Here is a 24,162-nt window from a genome sequence, read left to right as displayed (position 1 = left end):
TACCAATTATCTTTATCATACTCTTAGTCTATTCATTTTCAATAGTATTTTTCCAAAAAAGAAAGGCGTCTTCCAAAATCGGAAAACACCTTTTTACTCAGTTATTCTTATTTAGAACAATGCTAACGATGAAACCAAGACACATGCCTACAATAGCTGGAACAATCCACCCAACACCTTCTGTATAAAACGGAATATATTTTAATACTGACGTCCACTGATTCATCATTACATTTTTATTCAAAATATCAATTGCACTAAATATTGCTACAACCCAAACAGTTACTGCATATACGTATGCATACTTTCCAATATACTTATGGAATAACCCTAGAATAATAAGAGTTAATGCAATTGGATAAATAAATCCAAGAATTGGTACTGATACTTTTAAAATTTGCGTTAATCCTAAATTAGCTAAGATCATACTAACAACGCTTACTATAAATGCCCACACTTTATAAGATACTTTTGGAAATGCACTCGCAAAAAATTGACTACAAGACGTAACAAGTCCAATTGAAACACATAAACATGCGATAGTAAAAATAAGACCTAATAGAACGACTCCGCCCTGTCCAAATAATGTAATCATAACTTGTGCTAACACTTTCGCACCGTTATCAAATGTTCCTAATGAGCCACTAATTGCCCCCACATATCCAAGGATGACATAAATAATCGATAATAATAATCCTGCCCCAATTCCAGCAATACTCATATATTTCGCTAAACCTTTATCATCTTCAATACCCTTTGCACGTAATGCATTTGCAATAACAATTCCAAAGATTAAAGCAGCTAACGCATCCATTGTTAAATATCCATCTAAAAACCCTTGAAACATAGGAGCTTGTCCATAGTTCCCTATTGGTTCTTTCATATCTCCTACCGGTGTAAACATACTCTTTATAAAAATAAGTGCAATCATACATAATAATAACGGCGTCAATACTTTTCCAAACAACCCCATTAATTTAGATGGAGATAAACTTAACCAGTAAACAATACTAAAGAAAATAACTGTGTAAAACAACAATAGTCCGCTTCCTGCTTCAGGGAATAACTGACCTGGCCCCATTTCAAAAGCTAAACTTCCCGCACGTGGTATACCAAGCCCAGGTCCAATAAATACATACACGATACATGGAAAAATAATTGCAAATGAAGAATGAACCCTACCCGCTAACGTTTGAAAACTTCCTGCTTTTGCAATAGAGATAACACCTAATATAGGAAGACCTGTTGCTGATATAATAAACCCTACTAATGAAATCCAAACATGTTCTCCTGCTTCATACCCAAGGAAAGGTGGAAATATAAGATTCCCTGCTCCAAAGAACATAGAGAATAACATAAGGCTAATAAGTAAAATTTCTTTTTTCTGTAACAATTTCATTTCTTTCTCCTTCTTTAATTTCATCTTTTATGAAATCAATTTCACATATAAAAAAGTACACTAACCCGCTTCCTTACAAAGAAAACATAGTCCATAGTCTATCACAAAAGAAACACCCATTCTATAGCTATTCCTCTTTTCCAATTTCTTCTGAAAAATCAACCTTTATTGACTTATAATAGTTAATAAGGTAAAATATTAAATATACAAAATTATTAACTTTGTTTTTGTTTGTGTCAGGAGGAAAATAACATGGAATCAGCGATACAACTAGAAAGAGAACAACAAAGAAAAAAGAAACATCCTCCAGGTTTATACTTACTCTTCTTTACAGAAATGTGGGAAAGATTTAGTTACTATGGATTACGAGGATTATTAACATTATATTTAACGACAGCTTTAGTAAGCGGTGGTCTTGGGTTTAGTCCCGCATGGGCACTCTCTATTTACGGATTTTATACTGGAGCCTGTTATTTCACACCAATGATTGGTGGATACTTAACAGACCGTTTTCTAGGTAGACGAAAAGCCATCACAATTGGTGGTATAACAATGGCAATCGGTAACCTTACACTATTTGCCTTGCAAAACCAATTAGGTCTATACCTCGGATTAGCGCTTATTATTATAGGTAACGGATTCTTCAAACCGAACATCTCTACACTGGTTGGAGAATTATACGAAGAGAACGATCCAAAACGTGATAGTGCATTTACCATTTTCTATATGGGTATTAACGTCGGGTCATTTTTAGCTCCACTCGTTTGCGGATTTTTATCAGAAAATTTATTCAAAACAACAGTTGATGGCGTTGTACATTACGGATTCCGTTACGGTTTCTTAGCCGCTTCAATCGGAATGATCATTGGACAAATTTTATTTACAACACTATCAAATCGCTTCCTTGGTAATATCGGTAAGAAACCAACTCGCGATTTACAAACAGCTACTGGACAACCATCAGTAGGAGATACACCGTTAACAAAAAAAGAAAAACAACGTACCGCAGTTATTGTCATTTTAACATGCTTCGTTGTCTTCTTCTGGGCTGGCTTTGAACAAGCTGGTAGCTCATTAACATTATATACAAACAAATTTGTAGACCGCTCTGTGTTCGGATGGGAAGTTCCAACATCTTGGTTCCAATCGGTCAATCCATTATTTATTATTTTACTTGCTCCAGTCATTTCTGCATTATGGGCAAAACTTGCAACTCGCAAGCAGGGTGATTTAAAAATCCCAACTAAAATGGGACTTGGTATGATCTTACTCGGTATCGGTTATATCATTCTCGTTATCGCTACATTAAAAACAGGTAGTGATGAACATAACATTACAGAAAAAGCAAACTTACTGTTTATCGTCTTTACGTATCTTTTCCATACGTTAGGTGAGCTATTCTTATCACCTGTCGGACTATCAATGGTTAGTGCGCTTGCTCCGGTAAAATTAGCATCTTTATTAATGGGTGTATGGCTAGCAAGTTCAGGTATCGCCAACATTTTAGGCGGACAACTTGCAAGCTTCACAACTTCACTTGGATACGCTGAAGTATTCACAGTTATTGGCGCTGTGGCAATTGTATTAGGTTGTGTTTTATTATTAATTTCTAAGAAATTAGTGAAATGGATGGATTAAAAAAGATGAGGAATTTCTCCTCATCTTTTTTATGCTGTTTTACCTTTTTCTATTGCTTGTTCGTACAGCTCTTTATGTTCTTTATATTCACTTGGTACGAAACTCTCATAGAAGAATGAGAACCAGCTGTCTCCTTTTTTATACCCTTCTTCTCGAATTTCCGCTGCTTTTTTATTCGATTTAAATCCTTCAGTAAACCACTTCTTTAACAATTCATTTCGTTCATACTTAGCAGGAACTTTTAAATCATAGTTTTCAAATGCATACTTATAGCCAGCCTTTTCTACTGCCTTTTTTGTAGACTTATAGCCTTTTTCATACGCTGTTTCATATGCCTTCACGTATACTTCTTTCTCTCTATTTTCAGGATTCTTTTCAGCTAGTTCTTTCCCTGTCTTTTCCCCTAATTCAGCTTGCTCTTTTTCAATTTTTTCTGTTCTTTCTTTATTCCCTGCTTTGAACCCGTCTGCAAAGTTTACCTTAAACTCTGGAGCAACTTGACTATCGTCCATCGTCTCTTGTGCTAAACCTTGTTCTTTTCCTTTTTCAAAATGCGTTTTCTTCTGCTCTTCTAAAGACCATGCGGCTGCATAAGTCGCTTTAAACGCTTGTTTATATGCATCAGATTTTCCAGCTACATGCACTTCTGCATCATTTTTTCCTGCTTTAAAATCAGTTTCTCCATTCTTTTGACCTTCAAGTTGACCTTTTTCCATATCAGCTTGGCGCTGTGCTTCCTCTTGCTTACGTGCCTCTTCAGCTTTTCTTTGTTCCTCGGCTACACGTTGTCTCTCTTCTTCAGCTTTACGCTGTGCTTCTGCATTACGTTGTTTTTCAGCCTCAGTATTGCGCTGTGCTTCTGCTTGTCTCTCAGTTTCTACAGCACTATTATTATTCTGACTAGGAGCTGGGCTCGTTACGCCACTACTAGAAGCTGGTTTATTGTGATAATGATATTCCCCATACTGTAATCCCCACTTCTCACAATTTGTACGACACGTATGTCCGCCATTAGCATCTGTACGCCCTGGATGCGCATAAGCTGAAATTGGAGCTACCAATAACGCTATACTCGTTGTTAAAAGAAGTTTCTTCACCTGTTGTCTCACTCTTGTTCCTCCCAAAATATAGAATTCTAAATTTATTATACATAAATAGAAGAATAATTAAATACAAACCGAAATATTCTATTATTTCTCAACATTAGTAAAAAAGAAGGGGAACTCTTTAAAGAGTTCCCCTTCTTTTTTACTTCTTCGCCTTCGTTCCAACTAAATCACCAGCAACAACATAACGCTTAGAATTATCCTTTACAGATACACATGTAATAAGCGTTATCTCATCTTTCCCATGATCCTCTACAACTTCCCACTTATCAGGAGTCACTTCAGATACACCAGTAACCGCATACTCATATTCATTTTCATTGTCATACAAATAAATTTTATCGCCTTTTTTCAAAGAAGCTATATCACTAAATAAAACACCTTTTTTAGACATATTATGTCCTGCTAATGCGTAATTTCCTTTTCCCATAACTTGATTCTCTTTTACTGTCGCTGCACCTGATAATAAGTTTTTTTCAGTAGAAGCTTTTAAAACAGGCAGTTCTACTGAAACACTTGGAATCGAAATACGACCAATTACTTGTTTCTTATCTAATGATGCATTCGCTACTTCCGCCAAGTCTGGTTGATTAATTTTGGAAGCATCTACAAATTCCGTCTCATGCTTTTCATAATCCATCTTTTGAACAGCCTGCACATTTTCAGTCTGTTTCTTTTCAGCCTGATATCCATCATAAAATGGCTTTCCAATTAACACGCCACCTACAACAAATAGCAGAATTGCTACTATACTATAAATTCTTTGCTTATTCATACACAGTTCCTTTCCCTTACAAAATCTTACTCTATATAAAATGATAAAATAATATCGCTATATGTACAAGTATTAGCTGAAAAGAAACCTTCTTGCCGGTGCAAGAAGGTTTCTTTTTAAGCTAATTTATTTCTGTATAGTGATACGTGAAAGACTGTCATTTGAATAAAGAAAATCGAAAATAGAATATATAATGGGTATCCAGGAAGATATTCATTAATAATAGGTGAAAAAGTTAAAAATCCAACTGCACAAGGTAAGACAAACCATAACGATACAAATGTTGTTCTACAAGCTTTATCCGTAATCGCTTTTTCACGTTCATCTTCTAGTGGAAATAATAATGGATACATCAAAAAAGATAAATTCTTATATTTTTTCTTTTGAATTCTATAAAAAATTGTAACTATAATTGCTCCAATAAATAATAAAATGAATGGTACTCCATTAAACCATACTTCAAACGGGAATTTCTCGTTTTTAATTATATCTGCTAACTCTGTAATAACACTATAAAATTCAACAAATGTCCAGCATGCTAAAGCAGTATAAAGCACGTTTATGATATAAGAAAAAACAATTCTATTCATCCTCTTCCCCCTCCTTATTTAAAACAAACACGTCTTCCATCTTTAACTGGAACACATCACAAATCGTAAGTGCTAATAACAACGAAGGAACGTAATCCCCTTTTTCAATTGCAGCAATTGTTTGTCTCGTTACTCCAACCTTTTCTGCTAATACACTTTGCGTAAAGTTAAAACGAGCTCTTAATTCTTTTACTCTATTTAAAATGGTCAAATTTACCACCTCTCACCATTATTGTATGCTATCTTTAACAAAATGTAAACTCAACTTAACATTATTATTATAAAAAAATCCAACTCTACGTATTGTAAAGTTGGATTACGTGTTAGTTTAAAATTGTAACTTTAACTGTTCTTCTGCCCCAACTACTTGATGAACCTTTATCTGGCATTAAAACATCAATTCTATGCCCCTTAATAGCTCCACCAGTATCGGCTGCAATTGCTACTCCATAACCTTCAACATTTACAGTCTTACCTAATGGAATAACTTTTGGATCTACAGCAATTAATTTCATTCCTGGGTTTGCAGTTAAGTTATAGTGTCCCCATGCAGAAAATACTTGTTGACCTGGTGCATAACCATTTTCCGCTGGATCAGCTGTATAAGCTGTAGCTTCTACATAAATTTCTTTCCCACCAGCAGTTGGCTTAGAAGGTGGTTCAGGTTGTGCAGGTTTGGTAGGTTGTACCTTCGAATTATTATTAGCAACTGGTTCAGCTGTTTTACTAGCTTTTTCCTGCTTTTGCTTTTCAGCAATTTCTGCTTGTGCTTTCGCTAAAGCTTCTTGCTCTGCTTTTGCAGCCGCTTCTGCTTTTGCACGCTCTTCCGCTGCGATTCTTGCTGCTTCTTGCTCACGAGCAATCGTTTCTTGTACTGTCTTCATATTTGATTCAATTTTAGCTTTTTCTTCCGCTGCTAAATTAAGTTGACTTGCAACTTCATTATATTTAGCTTGAACTGTTTGTAAGTTATCTTGACGCTTTTTCAAGTTATCTTGCAGTTCAGCTTGCGCTTTTGCTAATTTTTGTTTGTCTACTACTAAAGATGCTTCTTTTTCGTCAATTGTTTTCTTATCTTCTTCAATTTGACGAAGATCTTGTTCTTGTAGACGTAAAATTTCTTTATCAGCTTCTAGAATAGTAGAAACTGCGTTCATACGTTGTAAGAAGTCTGCAAAGTTTTTTGATTCTACTACAACTTCTACTACTAAACTTGTATTTGAACTGTTTTGAACAGAAACCATACGTTTTCTCATAATATCTTTACGAGCAAGGACTTTATCCTCCAAAACGACAATTTCTTGCTTTTTTTGCTCAATCTGCTTATGTGTTTCATCGATTTTACGTTGAATAGCAGCTTGATCCTCTTTATTTTTTGCAATTGTATTATTTAAATTATGTAGTTCGTTTTCGATACCTTTAATTTCTTTACTAACAGCTTGCTTCTCTTGCTCTTTCTTTTGCATTTCTGCATCGTTTTGTTGCAATTGCTGTTGCATGTTGTTAAGTTTCTCGTCGTTTGACTCTGCTTTAACAGCGACTGTACTAGAAAGACCGATAATTCCTGCTAATACTAGACAGCTGATTCGCTTAAAATAGTTCATAATCCGACTCCCTTCTTATACAGTTATACATGATTTATTTTACAGTTTGTTTACAAAACGATTAAATACAGTTTATTTTTCGTGACAAAAAAAAGAGAATTATGAATAAAATGTAATAGATTCTTAAATATTTAACAATTCCTATATTTAAAAAATACAAAAGATGCTAAAATCCAAATATAGAGAAAATATAACTTTCGAAGGCGGTTGAAATAAATACATGTTTACTCAAAAAAAATCACTCCAACATACAATTGCTCAATTAGAAGAGCGTATACAAGAATTAGAAGCAGAATTAAAACAAAAAGATATTGAAAAACAAGAGACTATTTCTACTATCCACGATCGTGTACAAAGTGTTGTCCAAGAGCATCAACTTGTAAATAACCAACATAATACACTTCAAAATTTAGTTCAACAATTAAGTTCATGTTTCGAAAATGTTTCAACACGTACGACACATTCCAATGAGCTAAATAATGAAATGTTACAAAAGGAACAAAGCTTAATTCAATCTATTGCAGAAATTATTGACTGCTCTAATGAAGGAAAAGAATCCGTTCACCGCTTACTTATTGTAATTAATAAATTAGGTGAACAATCTCAACGCACGTCTAATAGTATGAATCATCTAAGCGAACGCTCAAAGGAAATCGAGCAAATTGTAGAAGTCATTCAAAACATTGCAGCACAAACAAATTTACTTGCTTTAAATGCGAGTATTGAAGCCGCACGTGCTGGAGAGCACGGTAAAGGATTCGCTGTCGTTGCCAATGAAGTAAGAAAACTAGCGGAAAGTACAGCAGAAAGTACAAAAAACATCGGCAACTTAACGAAAAAAATTCAAGAAGAAATTGAAAAAGCATATGATAACACAAAAGATAATTTACATTTAGTCGATGAAGGTGTAGAAATGAGCGCCGATACAAATGCTAGAATTGAAAATATTTTAGTTATGATTCAAACGTTACAAAATGGTGCTACAAATGTTATTAAGGCTATTGAAAACCAAAAATCTTGTAATGATGACATATTACGAGAATTCGCTAACACACAACAAATGTTCCAAAAATTAAATACTACTATTATGAATCATATTCATGATGCTGAAAAAGTCGATGTTCAATTGTCTAAAAGTCTTCAAGGAACAGTAACTTCTTAATTAAAAATAAAAATCCCTTATACTGCTATAAGGGATTTTTATTTTATTTCGAATATTTATTTCTTTTCAATATTCATCCATATCTTTGTTATAATGGAAAAGTTGTTTCTTTCAACTAATAAACAAGGAGGTTATTATGGAACAATTTTACTACGTTTTAAAATATTTAATTCTCGGTCTGTTCCAAGGACTAACAGAACCAATTCCGATTTCTTCAAGTGGTCATCTCGTTTTAGCACAACATTTGCTAGAACTAAAAATAGAAGGGTTTAGCTTCGAACTACTTGTTAATTCAGCTTCATTATTAGCTGTATTACTTATTTATAGAAATGATTTAATTCGTCTAACAAAGAATGGTCTCTCTTATATATTTACAAGAGCAGAAGACGCAAAATCAGATTTCTTCTTTATTATTTATCTTGTTATGGCAACCATTCCAGCAGGTGTTATTGGTGTTTTATTTAAAGATTACATCGATCAGTACTTAAAAGGTGTGAAGATGGTTGGGATTTCCCTTCTTATTACTGCTGTCGGCCTTTGGATTATTAGAAATTTACGCGGTCGTAAAAATGATGGCGACCTTTCTATGAAAGATGCAATCATCGTCGGATTAGCACAAGCTTGCGCACTGATTCCCGGAATAAGCCGATCTGGTGCCACAATCGTAGCAGCAATGTTACTTGGTATGAAGCAAGAAACAGCTCTTCGCTTCTCATTCTTACTATACATTCCTGTTAGCTTAGGTGGCTTATTGTTAAGCATTACAGACATTGCAAATGATCCAAATCTAGACACATTATTCGTACCATATGTCGTTGCATTCATCGCAACATTTATCATGACGTATATTTCACTAAAATGGTTTATGAACATTATGGCAAAAGGAAATTTAAAATATTTCTCTTTCTATTGTATTATCGTAGGTGTACTTACTCTTATTTTCTTATAAAGTAAAACTTACAAATTGAAAGCGAGTCATCTAGTGTAATAGAATAACTCGCTTTTTTATACCTTTATTAAGTTAAAACCTATTATTTGCTTATAATTTTCTGAATAGTATATTTTTTATAAAGTTCACTATTACAGTAATTCTATCTTTCCTACTATTATCGTAAAAGAGGTGTTTATATGTTTATAGTTACTAAACTCATTCACATTAAGTACGGATATGAAAATGAGCTACTTTATGGGCTTAAACAATATTATCCTTCCCCCGGAACGAACGGTTGTATTAACATAGAGTTTTCACATGTTCATCGTACAAATGATAAGGCAGAGTATATGATTCGTATGTTATGGAAAACACAACAAGATTACCATACATGGCTTTCTCAAAAAGAAGGCAATGAAACTTTGAAGCACAAAATACAAGGCTATATCCTTTCTTCCAAATCAAATGCTACCTATGTGCATTAATCCTTCTCTTTTTATTCCTTACGAGGGCCAAAATGATAAAGTGAAACTTTAATCAGCCCTCATCAATTGGGCTGTTCACAAATAACGAGATAAGGACCCTCTTACTTTTCATACTGTAAGAGGGCTTCTCTTATGCATACACTTTCTTCTCTTGACAATACAAACGAATAACATGTTTATTTTGTTGAAATACATCATGTGTCAGCCGAATAATAATAAAGTTTCGTTTTGTTTGATCATCATGAACAAAAATCTGTTCTCCCTCCTGAAAACGCCATGCACTTTCAAAAGTCGTAATATGATCCCCACTTACAGAAAAAAGTTCATATCGCATCTCTTGTACCCTCTCTCAAATTATGTAATCACAATATCCTTATATTTAATTTATTATAACTTAATCCCTATAAAATTAGTAATTATTTCTATTTCGAAAAATTTTAACTTTGTATTTAAATATTTTTAGCGCTATAATGATAAACGAATTTTTATTGAAAGGAGTTTTACTTTGACTGCATATTTATTTCCAGTGAAAACAGCATTTATTTTATTTCCTTTTTTAGCAATGTTTCTTTTAATCCCTTTTTTAATATTTAATTATCGAAAATACGGTTATTTAAATAAATGGCGCTCATTTATTTTATACTCATTATTACTTTACTTATTAAATGCCTATTTTCTTGTTATTTTGCCGTTGCCACAAACGTTTGATACTTGTAGCCTACAACCGGCTAATACACAACACATGCAACTCTCACCATTTTATTTCATACAAGAGATTAGTAGTCATACATCGGCAGTTTTAACGAAACCAACTACTTATTTCTACTTATTAAAAGAGTCTGCGTTTTTACAAGTTGCCTTTAATGTTCTATTAACTGTTCCATTCGGCATTTACTTACGTTATTATTTCCGACGTAGTTTCTTACAAACAATTTGCATTTCCTTTTTCCTTTCACTATTTTTTGAGCTAACACAAGTGACTGGATTATACGGTATATACAATTGTGCATACCGATTATTTGATATCGATGATTTATTTTTAAATACATTAGGTGGCGTAATTGGTTTTATCATTGCACCAATATTTACGTACTTCCTTCCGAAGACAAACGAGTTAGATAGTCATATTAATTTGGAAACGAAACCAGTCGGATTCATTCGTCGCCTTATCGCGATGCAAATTGATTGGATTTTCTTATCTATCGTCGTACCTGTCGTTAAAAACAAAGGGAATTCTTTCTTCGTTTCTAATATGCAATCTTACACGAATATGTATGAACTCATTTTCATTACGTGTTCAATCCTTATTTACTTTATTATTATTCCATACTTTACGAATGGAAAAACAATTGGGAAAGCATTGCTTCGCATTCACGTGAAAGGAAAATCAAATCGTATTACATTAAAAGAACTATTTATTCGCTACGGTATATTTTATTTTGCGTTAGGCGGAATCAATTATATTCTTTCTAGTAGCTCTATTTTAAATCACACAGAGCCTTTAGTATTACTCGTTACATTGTTATTCCTATTTATCATTAACGGCCTATTCATTATTCATGTTTTACTTCATGTATTTAGCCGTGATAAACTACTATTTTATGAACATATTAGTCATACAAGAAATGCAATTACACTAAAAAAAGCTGACAAATAATTATTTGTCAGCTTTTTCATATACATAATGTGAAACTTTAATCAGCCCCGACCTAACTTCTTTGCTTCCGCTGAATTTTGAGGTGGGGGTCTTACTGCCTGACAAATAGCGGGATAAATAACTTTTCTGCATAAGGATTAAAAAACATTCCAAGTTCATCTAGAGATTTCCTCACCTGTAAAAACGAATGAAACTCTGGATATATATCTTGTAATTGCTCATACGATAATGTATGCATTTTCCCCCAATGCGGACGCCCTTCATACTTCAGAAAAATTTTTTCCACTTCGCCAAAGTAAGCAGCATATTTCATACCTTTATACATATGAACAGCGATATACGCTGAATCTCTTCCATAGGCTGGACTAAGCCATATATCATCCCCTTTTACATAGCGGCATTCGATTGGGAAGTGCACCTTATACTTTTTCTTTTCAATAAGATTTGAGATTTCTTCTACAACCGTCCTCATATACTTTGAAGGAATGCTATACTCCATTTCATAAAATGGTACCGTACGTGATGTAGCAAATACTTCATAGCTCGGGCCAATTATTTTTGTGTTTGGTACAGCTTTAGCTGATAATCGACTCACTCCTTTACTTATAGAAGGAAACCATTTACATCCTTTAGATAGTAAAGAGAACATCCTATTTTCAAGTAACTCTACCTTTAGTTTATGCCATTTCAAATCACTGCCTTTATTCGTTGTTTCGTTCGTAAGTTTCACTTGTACTTCATCAGAATAAGGAAAAACGAAAAATTCAAAATGACGATGCTTCTTATATTCTTCTAGTTTGTTCATTACAGTAGATAATGACTGTTTCTCACTTTCATAAACGAGTGAATACGCTGGAATAACCTTCAATTTTATCTTTACAATGATACCTAACATTCCAAGTGACAACTGAAACGCTCTCCAATATTCTACGTTCTCAGCTTCCGAACAAACTATACTCTCACCATTAGATAAAACTGCCGTAATCTCTATAACTTGTGTTGATAAACTCCCAAAGGTAATACCCGTTCCATGAGTCCCCGTACTAATCGCTCCTGCAATAGATTGTAAATCAATATCTCCTAAATTTTCTTGCGCATAACCTTTTTCCTCAAGTAACTTCCCTAAATCATATAACTTTGTTCCTGCCCATACTTCAGCAACCATCTTCTCTGCATCAATATTCACAATACCCTTCAATTCATCTAAAGAAACTAAAACTTCTTCCGTTTGCACAAGGGGTGTAAACGAATGTCCTGAACCGACAACACGAATTTTCTTCCCCTTTTTTCGCGCAAGCCCCACAACTTCTACTACATCTTGTATACTTTCTGGATACATCGTATAATGCGGCGTTCCTTCTACATTCCCTGTCCAATTTCTCCACTTTTGTCCCTTTATAGAAAGCATTGGCCATCCCCCCGATATGTTGAATACTCCCCAACAATCTCTCCTTTTTTAACACGATACAAAAAAGGAAAACGCTCACATAACTCACCAGCTTTACTATGGCGAAACAATATGGACTCTCCTATATCCACTCGTTCCTCGCCGTTATAAAAAATTGGTGTTTGTACCTCTCCAGCACCTTCTAAAGCTAATAGTTTTGCACCCTTCGGTCTCCAAACTTCAGGCTCTTTATCTTTTCCAACTGCTCCTGAAGCAATATATCCACCACCTAGGCAAGTGTAAATAAACGGGACTGGTTTCCGCACAACTGGTAAGGCAAATCCGACCGCTGGATGAAATTTCACCTCTTTATAATAATCAAACAGCTTTGGAGAATAAAAAGCAGAACCTACTGTAATCTCTGAAACTGAATTATCTTTCTCGGTTGTTTTTATGCTTCCTGTTCCGCCTCCATTTACAAACCTTAGCTCAATACCAATGTTTTGTATTGCTTTTACAATATGTTCTCTTCTTTCTTTAACTTCTAGCACTGATTTCTGCTTTAAATACGAAATCACTTTACTTTTCAACCATTGATTCGGTATATGATCTCCCACCCCAGCAATTTGAGCTTCATAACCCATCACACCATCTAACATTAAATATGATGACCTTCTCACCTTTTCTACTACTTTCAACGCATCCTGCACATTTTTTACTGGGGACCTTTGTACACCAAAATGAAATTGAAAGAAACGACTACTCATATCAATATCCAAACAAACACGAAAACATCCTTTAGATTTCTCAGCAATGTTTTCTAAATACACAATATGCTCTTCACAATCCACCATACAAGTTATAATGAAACCTTTCTTTGTTAACAAACTAATTTCATACAGAGCTCTTTCATCGTAAGCAGGATATCCAAGCAATAAATCATTAAATCCTTGTTCTATTAAAAATAAAATCTCTCTAGGTGAAAAGCACATAATACCTTGAAATCGATCATTTGCAGCTAAAATCTTTTGCATAATCGGAACAGAGCGTAACGATTTACTCGCTATACGAATCTTTTTATTTCCACTTAACTCTATAATCGATTGAATATTTCTATCTAAAGCCACTTCATCCAAAAATGCACAAGGTAATGGAACTTCTTTAAAAAGTCCTCGATCCACATTTTTCTCTCCTCTTCTCAATATGTCTTATACATATTGGAAAGAAAGTGTGATTTTCCTGTTTGCAAATAAAAAAAGTTTCTTCTTTACGAAGAAACTTTTTGAAACTACTTCATAGAAAGAGTCGCCTCTACTGGATAATGATCAGAGTAATCATTATACGTATATTTTTGGAACCATGATGTAACAGTCCATTGTGGAGATTTCGGCTGTAACACCTTATTCTCTATATACGATGGGTTCGCATGGTCTTTACTTGCAATAATATAATCTAAATACTCAGCAGGACTATCAGGGAAATTATATTTTGCAATACTGTTTGTCGTCGCGTCCCAAGTCGCTGTATGTCCAGTATAAGATGGTACAGAAGCGTTCAATGTTTTAAACATAGATGCATACTCTGAATCATTCTTGTTCTCTGTATTTATTTTATTTACGTTCATATCACCACCAATTAACACATACTCATTCTTTGGTATATTTTTATTTTTAATAAAGTCTTGAATTTCTTTTAATTGGTCTGTACGTACAGATGCAGGTGAAGTTTTTCCGCACATGCTATCTTCCGCTTGCAAATGCGTACCAATCACGTGAATGAAACGATCATTTTTCTTAATTTTCGTGTATACAAATCCTTTATTCGATAAATTATCTGGCCCGCATCCTTTTGCAAATACATATTGAATCTTTTCAGCGATTGGCCATTTGCTCACAATCGCAACGCCACCATCTTCAGGAGTTGAAGATGAATAGTTTCCTAACGTCTTGTCCCATTCGCTACCACTACTACGACCTAATACCGCTGTTTGATTTGGATATTCTTTCTTCAAATTCCCTAATAAACGATCTGAGGCGCTATTATCAAACACTTCATTTAATATAACTACATCTTGATTCTTTATATAATCTGCCGCCCCAATTAAATCAGCACGCTCAGTTTGTCCCCAGTTCGGATATAAGTTTGTTGATAGCATATATACATTATGCGTCATCACTTTTAATGTATCATTTTGATTTGTAGACGCTTCTGCTTGAGCTGACGTTCCGCTATATAAAGCCCCTAAACCAACACCTAAGCTAAGTACACCTTTTAGCAATTTACCTTTCACGTTTCATACCTCCATGTATTGTATAGTGATAAAAAGGCCAAATACTCTATTCTGAGATTTGACCTTTTTTAAATACTTAACGATTTCCGTACGTATCAAACCAAAGCTGAATATATCCAGCAGTAACACGTTGTGCATCCATTAAACGCTTACCTGTCATTGGTGTAACTTCAGCGCGCCATTTATCTGCATATTCTTGTGATACAGCAGCTCTCACGAACCAATCTTTCGTATTATCATTTACAATGCCAGCGTAATCTTGTTTCGCAACTACTGCCGCTCCATGAATCCAATCTTCTGGATTCGTACCTTTCCAGTTCCAATATCCATTTCCATCCGTTACTTTATAGTTATCTTTTATCGTATCTACAAAGTTTTCATATTTAGAATGGAACCCTTGTGGATACGAAAGGTTCGTAAAGTTTGCTGCATGCATCGGTTGGTTTACATCCCCTAGATAATGAAGAGATAATCCTAAATAGAAGAATGCTTGTTTCATATCTTTATTTTTGTAAGACTCACCAGCTAACTTAAAATACTTAGCTCCAGTTTCCTTTGCCTGCTTTGCATACGGAATATAAGTTTTCCCATTGTCAGGGTCATAGAAATGTGAAGCAAATGTGCTATTATCATAATAAGGATTTTCATAGTCAGCAGCATAAATACCGTTCTCTAACTCCGTACGCCATTCATTTAATAGTGCAACTCGATCTTGTTTTACAATTGTAGTATTACGAGACATAATATCAATTGCACGGTTTACAATCCATAAATGAGAATTCACGCCTTCTTTATGTTTATCTTCAGCAGACCAGCGCGGAATAACTCCAAATCTCTGTGCCCCATCATTTTCATGAGCAAATGCAACACTTTGTAATGGAGCAACTAATGTAATAGCTGCCGCTAAAGCAAGTACTTTCTTTTTCATATAAAATCCTCCATTTTATAATTGAGTTATTGTAAACATTTTGTTAGGATCCTATGATGTCGTCCGGTTAACCTATGACTAGAATATCCCACCTTTCACGAAATTTCTATCACTAAATTAAAATATGCAAATGTTCATATCATTATAACTTTATACACAGTGAATATAATGAATGAATACACTTTCATTTTAATAAACTATTATTAAGGCTTGTCTAAACTAATGTAAAAAAAAAGTAAAGCATCTGAATGCTTTACTCTTTTTTTCTATTCGATAATATACTTGGCAATTGTACATTAACTGCTAACTTATGAATAAATCCAAACACTAATCCAATCCCAATAAATATGTATAAGATTGTAAATATCTTTCCGAAATCAGTTTGCGGACTAAAATTCCCATCACCGACAGTCGTCAACGTGACCACACTAAAATATAAAGCGTCAATAGGACGTAATTCTTCAACTGTACTATAAAAAATCGTACCCGATATTAAAGTCAAAATTGTTAATACGAATAATACTTGAAATTCTTTATCTTTCCACGCTCGTAAACAGGCTCTTAACATTCGCTTTAAAGTTAACAAAAATGAAAGCATTAGATTCTCCCTTCCAAACAAAAATACATTTAGTCAAAGGAAAGTCTATCACCTTTCAGTATAGAAAAAAAGTAGCCCTCTTCTATTTCTAGAAAAGGGCTACTCTATTCGATTCTATCTTATTTAGGTGAAACAAGAATTTTCACTTGTGTTTTATCTTTTACAAGTGCTTCAAATCCTTCTTCAACAACTTGATCGACTGTAATTTTTTTCGTAATTAATTTCTCTGCTTGAATTTGACCAGAGCTAATTAATTTAATAACAGCTGGGAAGATGTGACGGTATCCTAAAATACCAATAACTTCTTTTTCTTTTAATACTAAGTTATTTGGAGTAATTGTTGCGTCTTTTTCCCATACACTAACAATTACAGTTTGTCCTTCGAAGCTTGTACTTTCAATCGCTTGACGTAGTACAACTTCAACACCTGTTACTTCAAAGCTAACATTTACACCTAAACCATTTGTTAAGTTACGAATTTCAGCTAACACATCTTGAGTTGCTGGATTTAATACATAATCCGCACCTGCTAATTTCGCTAACTCTTGACGTTCTTTAGAAAGTTCAACTGCAATAACAGGAGTCGCTCCTGCTGCTTTAGCTGCTTGGATAACAAGAAGTCCAATTGGACCGCAACCAAATACTGCTACAGCTTCCCCTTCTTTTAATTTACTTTGACGTACTGCATGAACTGCTACTGCTGCTGGTTCTACAAGCGCACCTTGTTCATACGTCATTTCATCTGGAATGTGATGAACCATATCTTCTGGTACTACTGTATATTCAGAGAAACCGCCGCCTTCTCCGCCAAGACCGTGGAAAACAAGTTGTTCACAAACATTGTAATGTCCATGTTTACAAGCTTCACATTTACCACAAGAATAAATTGGTTCTACAACAACGCGGTCTCCCACTTTATGAGATGTAACTCCTTCACCAATCTCTATTACCTCACCACTAAACTCATGACCTAAAATAACAGGTGCTTTCACATGTGTTAATGGATGTTCTTCTGTTGGAATAAAAATAGGCCCTGCTAAATATTCATGCAAGTCTGTCCCACAAATACCACACCATTTAACTTTGATTTTCACTGTTCCTGGTTTTACTGTTGGTTCTGGTACTTCTTCTACTCGTACATCACGTTGATTATGCCAAAGTAGTGCTTTCATTTTATACATCCCTCTCTATGTATATACTTAACCTGGTGAAGTTTACAATTCTATTATAATACTTCTATCCATATATTTCAAAAAAACAATCGCATTTCTACTAATTTTTTACAAATAACGTTCAATATTTTGTCACTTTGTACTTTTTTCCACATCTGTTAATTCAATTTCATTGCAGGTGAAATTAGCATTGTGCCATAATAGCATAGGAGAGGTGAATATCGCTTGAAATATTTTATTTACTTTATCGTTATCGTGGCTTTTTTAGATACATTTTCACAATTACCTATTATGAGTACTTTCGCTCAAAGCCTTGGAGGAACCCCTCTTATTATCGGGCTAGTTGTCGGTATGTACTCATTCGCTAATATGATCGGTAATATTATTGCTGGAGCAGCTGTCGATAAATTTGGTGCAAAAAAAATCCTTTATATAAGCATGGGAATTACGAGTTTCATAGTCTTGTTATACACCGTTGTTCAAAGTGGTGAACAACTATTAGTTGTTCGCTTTATGCATGGATTTAGTGATGGCTTTTTAATTCCTGCTGCCTTTACATTTTTATCAAAACAAACAAATGCAAAAAGACAAGGAAAAGCAATGGCTCTATCTGGTGCTGCTGTTGGAACAGCGGCAATCGTAGGACCTGCTTTCAGCGGTATTATGAAAGCAACAGCTGGCGTAGAATGGGTCTTCATTACTATTTCTATTTTAATGGCTCTTGGTACAATCGTATCTCTATTCTTCTTACCAAATAACGTATCAAGAAAAGATACATCAAGAACGCAAATGATGAACAAAGAAGATATGATTGAACTGTTAAAATCAGAACCGTTATTACAAGCATATATTGGTGCTTTCACATTAATGTTTTCACAAGGAATTGTCACTTATATGTTACCAGTAAAAGTTGAGGCATTAGCGCTTAAAGCATCTACAACAGGCATGATGTTAAGTGTATTTGGTATTACTGCTATCCTCTTCTTCTTGCTTCCAACAAATCGTATTTACGATCGATTTAATCGTTCGAAACTAATGCTAATCGGAATTGCAGTTATGGCATTCGCATTATCTTTACTCGGATTATTTGCTACAAAAGGTATGCTCTTTATTGTAATGATGATTTATGGAATTGGATTCGCAATCCTCTTTCCGTCTATTAACGCTTTACTCGTTGAAAATACTACAGACGATAATCGCGGAAAGGCATTCGGATTATTTTATGCCTTCTTCTCATTAGGAGTTGTTGCTGGCTCCTTTACAGTCGGCGCAATCGGAGCATCACCTAGCATCAGCTTCATTATCGGGACAGCATTTTTATTAACATTTGCTGGTATGATTTATGTAAGAAGCAAAGTAAAAAAGACAATGATGGGATAATCCATCGTTGTCTTTTTTAAAATGCATATTGATATAATCCGTAATATAATGGAAGCGTTGGAATAATGCCAATTAATTTAAATATAAAAGGTAATGGCTCATCTCGCTCTTCATATAAACGAAAAACAAAAACTGCAGTTAAAGTCCAAATGACGCTAAACAAGAAGATACATTTCCAAACAATCGAGGTTAATATTTGTATATCAAATACAAAACCAAAGAGCCCTATCGAATAGAACTCTTTTTGCTCAATATATTACTTTTGTGTATAACCAAATAACAATGTAAATAAATTGAGCCGTAAAGGCAATAATACATCTCTTCTTTTAAACAGAAAGTTTATAAATACTGACGATACTTCGACAATTTCCTCGGAAATATTTCCTTTCCTCACATAATTTGATACACTACACATGAATAAACACTTGTATTACATAAAGTGAAACTTTAATCAGTGGGGGGTTGTTCATCCCCACTGATTATTAGTTGAACCAATCGGGCTTTTACGGGCAGTTGATCTCCCACCTAATTTCTTTACTTCCGCTGAATTTTGAGGTGGGGATCTTACTGACCGTTAATGCGGGATAAACTAAAATAATAACTTACTGTACAAATTAAAAAGCACACTCTTCATATGAAGAATGTGCTTTTATGTTATTAACGTTTAATCCAAACAGCGCCTGCCGATTTATCTTCTGCCTGTCCAACAACTTGGAATTTAAGTCCAAGGTTTGGAACTTTTCTTCCTGCGTCTGCAATTTGCTTGTTACTATATACTTTTGAATCATCAAAAGTTGTAACACCTTGTAATCCAGAATAGTTAAACTGACCACGTGTTAATGAATTTACACTCCATGCTGGTGTTTTATCAAATGAAAATGCAGCATCTGCAATTTGCATGCCCGTATTACCGTATGCTGGTTTGCCGTTTAAATTACCAACTAGCGCTTCTGGATGAGAGTCAACAACACCAAGGAATCCTTCACCTGGATGCATCCCAACCCAGTTATCTTTGAAACTATCATCTGCATACCAAACGACAAGACCTGTATTATACACTGGACCTTTTCCTGCTTTTAAACCATTATCTGATCCCGCATAGTTTCTCCACTCTAAGTAGTAATAATGAGCTTTCTTCTCTGTCCCATCAGAAACAACAAAACCATTTAAATTCATTTTAGACTGTCCTTCTGCATCATCAGAAAATACAACTTGTCCATCAACAGTTACATTTACATTGTCCATCGCAAAACCTTTATATGTTACAGCCGGATCTGTAATATAGTCGAATTGTAGTTTCACTTTTTTGCCTTTAAATTGACTTAAATCATATGATTTATCAATCCATTTCCCATCTGTTGTATCTTTATCTCCTTGGACTACTTTTTCTCCAAGTCTATCAATTAATGTTTTCGTTCCATCTTCTGTTACTGCATGTACTTCGACGAAATCGCACTCTGCTTCTAACTCATAATTTGCTTTATAATCGAATTTTGCATTTGTTCCTTTCGTTAAATCAAAGAATGGTGTCTCTAACGTTGTATGCATATCATCGCCTCTTGTACTATAATATGCATGCTTTCCAAACTCCGGTTTAATCGTTTCAACACTTTTACCTGGTAAGTTAACACGTACAACGCCGGGACGATTTGATTTCGTAACACTTTGATCAATATATGTAGGAACTCCCACACCACTCTTAATTTTATCGTAATCTACTTCTAATATTTTTGCCCAGTTGCCACCCATATTCTTTTGTAAGAAGTCTTTATTTTGTGGTGAAAAACTAGTCGGCTCTGTTCCTGCGATTTTCCCTGTCCAACTACCTCCACTCATTAATGACCAAGCTTCGACTGGTGAACCATTTCCAGTATATTTCGTGTCATATTCATCTGGTAATCCAAGATCATGTCCAAATTCATGCGCAAACACACCTACAGCTCCATCTTCTGGTTCAATTGTGTAATCATGTGCTGCTACTTTTCCACCAAAGTAATCTACCTTTGATTTTGTACCTTCAATCGCTACTGGATCTACTGCTAATTTTGAACGATGTGACCAGATCGCATCATCACCTAATTTACCGCCACCAGCTTCTTGACCAACACCAGCATGGATTACCATTAAATGATCAATTACACCGTCAGGTTCGTTTTGATTCCCATCCCCGTTTGTATCATATCTATCAAACTGATCAAACTGAGATAAATCTAGTCCTTTCTCAGCAGCTGCATGCAAAGCTTCTTTCACTAAATCACGTGCACCTTTCGGACCTTTATTATCGTGACCACTGCTACCATCAGCTCCATAATCAGATGCTTTTCCTGGAACTGTTAGCCACTCCGTTACATATCCGTCTGTCGTATAACTACCACCAGACTGCTCTTCATAGTATTGTTTAAACGTTTTTACTTTTGAACCATCAAATAATGTATAAGGCTCCTTACCGAACAACATCTTTTGATAATGTTCTCTACTGAAGTCTTTCGAATACATATAACCTGGTGTTTGATCAATATTATTATGTTTATAATCACTAAATTCAACGAGTAGCACTAATACTTTATCCGATCGAACAGATCCTTTATATGGAGCTTGCTTTGCTTTTGAAGTTGGAACTTGCCCATTCAATTGCTTTTTATTTGGTTCTGGCTTTTGCTCAAGGCTAACATTTTTTTCAGTCTTTTTTACATTTTCCTTTTCTTCCATCTTTTTCTCTTTTACTTTTTTTGTGAAATCAGACGTTTCTTGTGAGTGAGCATCTGGAAGAATTTCTTTGTTCGCCTGATCTCCTTGTTTCTTTTCAATATATTGCTCGACAGCCTTTTTCGTCTCTTCTTTAGAAGATGCTGGATTAATTGTTCCTCTTTCTTTCAAAGCTTCCGCTAAACGATCTTCTTGAATTAAATTGTAATCAATTGGCGTTGTAGACACATTCTCTTTCTCTTTTGCTGGCGTTTCTGCATATGCTAACGGCGCACTCATTACAGATGTGCATCCGATAATTGCTGCAATTGCTAATGATGACAACACTTTAAATGGGGCTTTTCTTCTCATTCCATTTCTCTCCTTTTATAAAACTTAAAATTCAGATAAATCGGTGCATTTTTGTCGAAATCTCTGTTTACTACCCTCCCTATATAAAAAGACATAATTCTATAAACATTAAACTTTCTGTTATAGAATCATGCCCTCCAGTTTTCTGGTCAGACCCTCTATCTGTTTATCCCTTGGTTTAACTAATAATCAGTGTGGTGATGAACAAAGCCCCCACTGATTAAAGTTCCACTTTATATCGAAATATGAAAAATAAAGAGTTATGTGATATATATTAAATATCTTATATAACAAATTTAAAAGACAATATGCAAAATTGCATGAAAATTCTTTTAAATAAAAAAGAATCCTAGTCAATTAAACTAGGATTCTTGATTTTCTATTATTTCTCTTGTGTTTTTTCCCAATCAGCTAAGAATTTCTCAATTCCTTGATCTGTTAATGGGTGCTTCACTAATGAAGCAATTACGTTTGCTGGGATTGTTGCAATATGTGCACCGTTTAATGCTGCGTCAGTTACGTGAACACTGTGACGTACAGATGCTGCAATGATTTCTGTTTCGATGCCATGAATCGCAAAGATTTCTGCGATTTGACGAATTAAGTCCATACCGTTATGACCGATATCGTCTAAGCGACCTAAGAATGGTGAAACGTATGTTGCACCAGCACGAGCTGCAAGTAACGCTTGAACTGCTGAGAATACTAATGTAACGTTTGTACGAATTCCTAAGTCAGAGAATGCTTTTACTGCTTTTAAACCTTCTGTTGTCATTGGAACTTTTACAACAACGTTTGGAGCAATTTTCGCTAATTCTTTTCCTTCTTCAATCATTTTATCAGCTTCTAAGCTAATTACTTCTGCACTTACAGGACCTTCTACAACGTTGCAAATTTCACGAATGCGCTCGTGAAAATCTACGCCTTCTTTTGCTACAAGTGATGGATTTGTCGTTACTCCAGCTAATACGCCTAATGCATTTGCCTCTTTAATTTCGTTAATGTTTGCTGTATCAATAAAGAATTTCATTTGTTGTTCTTCCTTCCTAATTTTCATTTTATATTTATTTATTTTTCTTAATAAGCTCTAATTCAATCGGAATAGATTTGTCCACTTTTTTACCTTGTGTTATCTCTTTTGCTGTTTGCATCGCCTTCTCTCCGATTAATTCTGGTTTTTGAGCGACTGTTGCAGCCATACGCCCATCATTAACCGCTTTCACAGCATCTTCTGTTGCATCAAATCCAACAACGACTACATCCGTTTTTCCAGCAGACTTCAATGCTTCAAGTGCACCTAATGCCATCTCGTCGTTATGCGCAAACACGGCTTTAATATCGCTATTTGCTTGCAAAATGTTTTCCATAACAGATAATCCTTTCGCTCTATCAAAATCAGCCGCTTGTTTGGCAACTACTTGTAAAGACTTATCGGCTACGTTATGGAATCCTTTCCCACGTTCACGAGCAGCAGACGATCCAGGGATTCCTTCTAACTCAGCAACGTTTGCTCCATCGCCGACTAATTCACGAATGTAATCACTAGCCATTTGACCACCTTCGATATTATTAGATGCAATGTGAGAAACAACCTTACCTGAATTCGCAACGCGGTCTACTGTAATAACAGGAACATTCGCTGCATTTGCCGCACTTACTGCTGAAGCAACAGCATCTGAATCGGTCGGATTAATAACAACTACATCGACACCCTTTTGAATTAAATCTTCAACATCGTTCGTTTGCTTTGCTGCATCATTTTGTGCATCAACAGCAATCAATTCGATGCCGCTATCTTTCGCTTTCTTTTCTGCACCCTTTTTCAAAGTTACAAAGAAGGGATTATTTAAAGTTGAAACAGAGAATCCAACTTTAATAGTTTTATTTCGACCTTTATCGCTAGAATCCTTTGCCCATTCTGGTGGTTCCATTGAACAACCAGCAGTAATGACCATAATACATGCAACGAGTATAAGTAACCATTTCTTCATGAACTGTCCCTC

The 24,162-nt window shown here is 34.8% G+C and carries 21 protein-coding genes and 2 pseudogenes; 6 read left to right on the top strand and 17 right to left on the bottom strand.

Annotated features, from left to right (window positions below; genetic code table 11):
* Positions 1 to 97: 97 nt before the first annotated feature.
* Positions 98 to 1,399: a branched-chain amino acid transport system II carrier protein BrnQ1 gene (brnQ1, locus tag AXW78_RS03385; RefSeq protein WP_046946757.1), complete on the bottom strand. Its 1,302-nt coding sequence runs from the start codon at positions 1,397 to 1,399 to the stop codon at positions 98 to 100.
* 252 nt (positions 1,400 to 1,651) lie between these two features.
* On the opposite strand from brnQ1, the gene AXW78_RS03380 reads away from it, so the two are divergent.
* Complete coding sequence (locus tag AXW78_RS03380) at positions 1,652 to 3,037, top strand: peptide MFS transporter (RefSeq protein ID WP_000443145.1); 1,386 nt, start codon at positions 1,652 to 1,654, stop codon at positions 3,035 to 3,037.
* Positions 3,038 to 3,066: 29 nt separating this feature from the next.
* On the opposite strand, the gene AXW78_RS03375 is transcribed toward AXW78_RS03380, so the two are convergent.
* The 5 genes from AXW78_RS03375 to AXW78_RS03355 all read right to left on the bottom strand — a co-directional run bounded on the left by AXW78_RS03375 (position 3,067) and on the right by AXW78_RS03355 (position 7,112).
* Positions 3,067 to 4,146 (bottom strand): YHYH domain-containing protein, encoded by a 1,080-nt coding sequence (locus AXW78_RS03375; RefSeq protein ID WP_061883782.1) that lies wholly within the window; start codon positions 4,144 to 4,146, stop codon positions 3,067 to 3,069.
* Between the two features lie 139 nt (positions 4,147 to 4,285).
* A complete protein-coding gene (locus tag AXW78_RS03370; RefSeq protein WP_001041724.1) occupies positions 4,286 to 4,918 on the bottom strand; it encodes a class A sortase in 633 nt (210 codons plus the stop codon).
* A 116-nt stretch (positions 4,919 to 5,034) separates the two neighbouring features.
* Positions 5,035 to 5,508, bottom strand: coding sequence for a DUF2178 domain-containing protein (locus AXW78_RS03365; RefSeq protein WP_047792202.1), 474 nt, complete (start codon positions 5,506 to 5,508; stop codon positions 5,035 to 5,037).
* Positions 5,501 to 5,719 (bottom strand): helix-turn-helix transcriptional regulator, encoded by a 219-nt coding sequence (locus AXW78_RS03360; protein ID WP_000154019.1) that lies wholly within the window; start codon positions 5,717 to 5,719, stop codon positions 5,501 to 5,503. Before AXW78_RS03360 ends, AXW78_RS03365 begins: the two co-directional genes overlap by 8 nt.
* A gap of 112 nt (positions 5,720 to 5,831) precedes the next feature.
* The gene (locus tag AXW78_RS03355; RefSeq protein WP_061883781.1) at positions 5,832 to 7,112 is read right to left on the bottom strand and encodes a 3D domain-containing protein; all 1,281 of its coding nucleotides are present in this window, start codon (positions 7,110 to 7,112) and stop codon (positions 5,832 to 5,834) included.
* Positions 7,113 to 7,743: 631 nt separating this feature from the next.
* Between AXW78_RS03355 and AXW78_RS35640 the strand changes: the two are divergent.
* The 3 genes and pseudogenes from AXW78_RS35640 to AXW78_RS03340 all read left to right on the top strand — a co-directional run.
* Positions 7,744 to 8,274: pseudogene (locus AXW78_RS35640) on the top strand (methyl-accepting chemotaxis protein); the annotation flags it as partial.
* Between the two features lie 136 nt (positions 8,275 to 8,410).
* A complete protein-coding gene (locus tag AXW78_RS03345; RefSeq protein ID WP_000434790.1) occupies positions 8,411 to 9,223 on the top strand; it encodes an undecaprenyl-diphosphate phosphatase in 813 nt (270 codons plus the stop codon).
* Between the two features lie 179 nt (positions 9,224 to 9,402).
* Positions 9,403 to 9,690: an antibiotic biosynthesis monooxygenase gene (locus tag AXW78_RS03340; RefSeq protein WP_000471251.1), complete on the top strand. Its 288-nt coding sequence runs from the start codon at positions 9,403 to 9,405 to the stop codon at positions 9,688 to 9,690.
* Positions 9,691 to 9,820: 130 nt separating this feature from the next.
* Here AXW78_RS03340 and AXW78_RS03335 read toward each other — a convergent pair whose 3' ends face one another.
* Entirely contained in the window at positions 9,821 to 10,024 is a 204-nt protein-coding gene (locus AXW78_RS03335) for a hypothetical protein (RefSeq protein WP_001268332.1), read from the bottom strand.
* Between the two features lie 171 nt (positions 10,025 to 10,195).
* On the opposite strand from AXW78_RS03335, the gene AXW78_RS03330 reads away from it, so the two are divergent.
* Positions 10,196 to 11,347, top strand: a complete 1,152-nt coding sequence (locus tag AXW78_RS03330; protein WP_000128028.1) for a VanZ family protein — start codon at positions 10,196 to 10,198, stop codon at positions 11,345 to 11,347.
* A 91-nt stretch (positions 11,348 to 11,438) separates the two neighbouring features.
* On the opposite strand, the gene AXW78_RS03325 is transcribed toward AXW78_RS03330, so the two are convergent.
* From AXW78_RS03325 to bdhA, 6 genes are all read right to left on the bottom strand, one after another.
* On the bottom strand, positions 11,439 to 12,755 hold the full coding sequence (locus tag AXW78_RS03325; RefSeq protein ID WP_000948945.1) for a D-arabinono-1,4-lactone oxidase: 1,317 nt from the start codon (positions 12,753 to 12,755) through the stop codon (positions 11,439 to 11,441).
* Positions 12,743 to 13,915 (bottom strand): amino acid deaminase/aldolase, encoded by a 1,173-nt coding sequence (locus AXW78_RS03320; RefSeq protein ID WP_000373793.1) that lies wholly within the window; start codon positions 13,913 to 13,915, stop codon positions 12,743 to 12,745. Before AXW78_RS03320 ends, AXW78_RS03325 begins: the two co-directional genes overlap by 13 nt.
* Before the next feature lie 107 nt (positions 13,916 to 14,022).
* A complete protein-coding gene (gene sph, locus AXW78_RS03315; protein WP_000676791.1) occupies positions 14,023 to 15,024 on the bottom strand; it encodes a sphingomyelinase C in 1,002 nt (333 codons plus the stop codon).
* A 76-nt stretch (positions 15,025 to 15,100) separates the two neighbouring features.
* Complete coding sequence (gene cerA, locus AXW78_RS03310) at positions 15,101 to 15,952, bottom strand: phospholipase CerA (protein ID WP_061883780.1); 852 nt, start codon at positions 15,950 to 15,952, stop codon at positions 15,101 to 15,103.
* A 253-nt stretch (positions 15,953 to 16,205) separates the two neighbouring features.
* Positions 16,206 to 16,550, bottom strand: coding sequence for a potassium channel family protein (locus AXW78_RS03305; RefSeq protein ID WP_000948209.1), 345 nt, complete (start codon positions 16,548 to 16,550; stop codon positions 16,206 to 16,208).
* 119 nt (positions 16,551 to 16,669) lie between these two features.
* Positions 16,670 to 17,722 (bottom strand): (R,R)-butanediol dehydrogenase, encoded by a 1,053-nt coding sequence (gene bdhA / locus AXW78_RS03300; protein WP_000645827.1) that lies wholly within the window; start codon positions 17,720 to 17,722, stop codon positions 16,670 to 16,672.
* Positions 17,723 to 17,947: 225 nt separating this feature from the next.
* Between bdhA and AXW78_RS03295 the strand changes: the two genes are divergently transcribed.
* Positions 17,948 to 19,102 carry an MFS transporter gene (locus AXW78_RS03295; RefSeq protein ID WP_000873268.1) on the top strand — a complete coding sequence of 385 codons (1,155 nt, stop codon included), beginning with the start codon at positions 17,948 to 17,950 and terminating at the stop codon, positions 19,100 to 19,102.
* A 16-nt stretch (positions 19,103 to 19,118) separates the two neighbouring features.
* Here AXW78_RS03295 and AXW78_RS34210 read toward each other — a convergent pair.
* The 4 genes and pseudogenes from AXW78_RS34210 to rbsB all read right to left on the bottom strand — a co-directional run.
* Positions 19,119 to 19,331, bottom strand: a pseudogene (locus AXW78_RS34210) (hypothetical protein); the annotation flags it as partial.
* Between the two features lie 428 nt (positions 19,332 to 19,759).
* Positions 19,760 to 22,159, bottom strand: a complete 2,400-nt coding sequence (inhA2, locus tag AXW78_RS03285) for a M6 family metalloprotease immune inhibitor InhA2 (RefSeq protein WP_001252978.1) — start codon at positions 22,157 to 22,159, stop codon at positions 19,760 to 19,762.
* A gap of 382 nt (positions 22,160 to 22,541) precedes the next feature.
* Positions 22,542 to 23,189 (bottom strand): fructose-6-phosphate aldolase, encoded by a 648-nt coding sequence (gene fsa, locus AXW78_RS03280; RefSeq protein ID WP_000667661.1) that lies wholly within the window; start codon positions 23,187 to 23,189, stop codon positions 22,542 to 22,544.
* A 34-nt stretch (positions 23,190 to 23,223) separates the two neighbouring features.
* Positions 23,224 to 24,150: a ribose ABC transporter substrate-binding protein RbsB gene (rbsB, locus tag AXW78_RS03275; RefSeq protein WP_000758971.1), complete on the bottom strand. Its 927-nt coding sequence runs from the start codon at positions 24,148 to 24,150 to the stop codon at positions 23,224 to 23,226.
* Positions 24,151 to 24,162: the final 12 nt, after the last annotated feature.

The sequence above is a fragment of the Bacillus thuringiensis genome, assembly GCF_001595725.1.
Taxonomy (GTDB): Bacteria; Bacillota; Bacilli; order Bacillales; family Bacillaceae_G; genus Bacillus_A; species Bacillus_A thuringiensis_K.
Note: the sequence above shows the minus strand (reverse complement) of the source record. Positions and strands in the feature narration are given on the sequence as shown.

Coding starts and splice junctions, on each gene's coding strand:
- AXW78_RS03340 (WP_000471251.1), top strand. CDS start 9,403: ATGTTTATAGTTACTAAACTCATTCACATTAAGTACGGATATGAAAAT.
- cerA (WP_061883780.1), bottom strand. CDS start 15,952: ATGAAAAAGAAAGTACTTGCTTTAGCGGCAGCTATTACATTAGTTGCT.
- bdhA (WP_000645827.1), bottom strand. CDS start 17,722: ATGAAAGCACTACTTTGGCATAATCAACGTGATGTACGAGTAGAAGAA.
- AXW78_RS03335 (WP_001268332.1), bottom strand. CDS start 10,024: ATGCGATATGAACTTTTTTCTGTAAGTGGGGATCATATTACGACTTTT.
- AXW78_RS03365 (WP_047792202.1), bottom strand. CDS start 5,508: ATGAATAGAATTGTTTTTTCTTATATCATAAACGTGCTTTATACTGCT.
- fsa (WP_000667661.1), bottom strand. CDS start 23,189: ATGAAATTCTTTATTGATACAGCAAACATTAACGAAATTAAAGAGGCA.
- AXW78_RS03355 (WP_061883781.1), bottom strand. CDS start 7,112: ATGAACTATTTTAAGCGAATCAGCTGTCTAGTATTAGCAGGAATTATC.
- AXW78_RS03345 (WP_000434790.1), top strand. CDS start 8,411: ATGGAACAATTTTACTACGTTTTAAAATATTTAATTCTCGGTCTGTTC.
- AXW78_RS03370 (WP_001041724.1), bottom strand. CDS start 4,918: ATGAATAAGCAAAGAATTTATAGTATAGTAGCAATTCTGCTATTTGTT.
- rbsB (WP_000758971.1), bottom strand. CDS start 24,150: ATGAAGAAATGGTTACTTATACTCGTTGCATGTATTATGGTCATTACT.
- AXW78_RS03380 (WP_000443145.1), top strand. CDS start 1,652: ATGGAATCAGCGATACAACTAGAAAGAGAACAACAAAGAAAAAAGAAA.
- brnQ1 (WP_046946757.1), bottom strand. CDS start 1,399: ATGAAATTGTTACAGAAAAAAGAAATTTTACTTATTAGCCTTATGTTA.
- AXW78_RS03305 (WP_000948209.1), bottom strand. CDS start 16,550: ATGCTTTCATTTTTGTTAACTTTAAAGCGAATGTTAAGAGCCTGTTTA.
- AXW78_RS03325 (WP_000948945.1), bottom strand. CDS start 12,755: ATGCTTTCTATAAAGGGACAAAAGTGGAGAAATTGGACAGGGAATGTA.
- inhA2 (WP_001252978.1), bottom strand. CDS start 22,159: ATGAGAAGAAAAGCCCCATTTAAAGTGTTGTCATCATTAGCAATTGCA.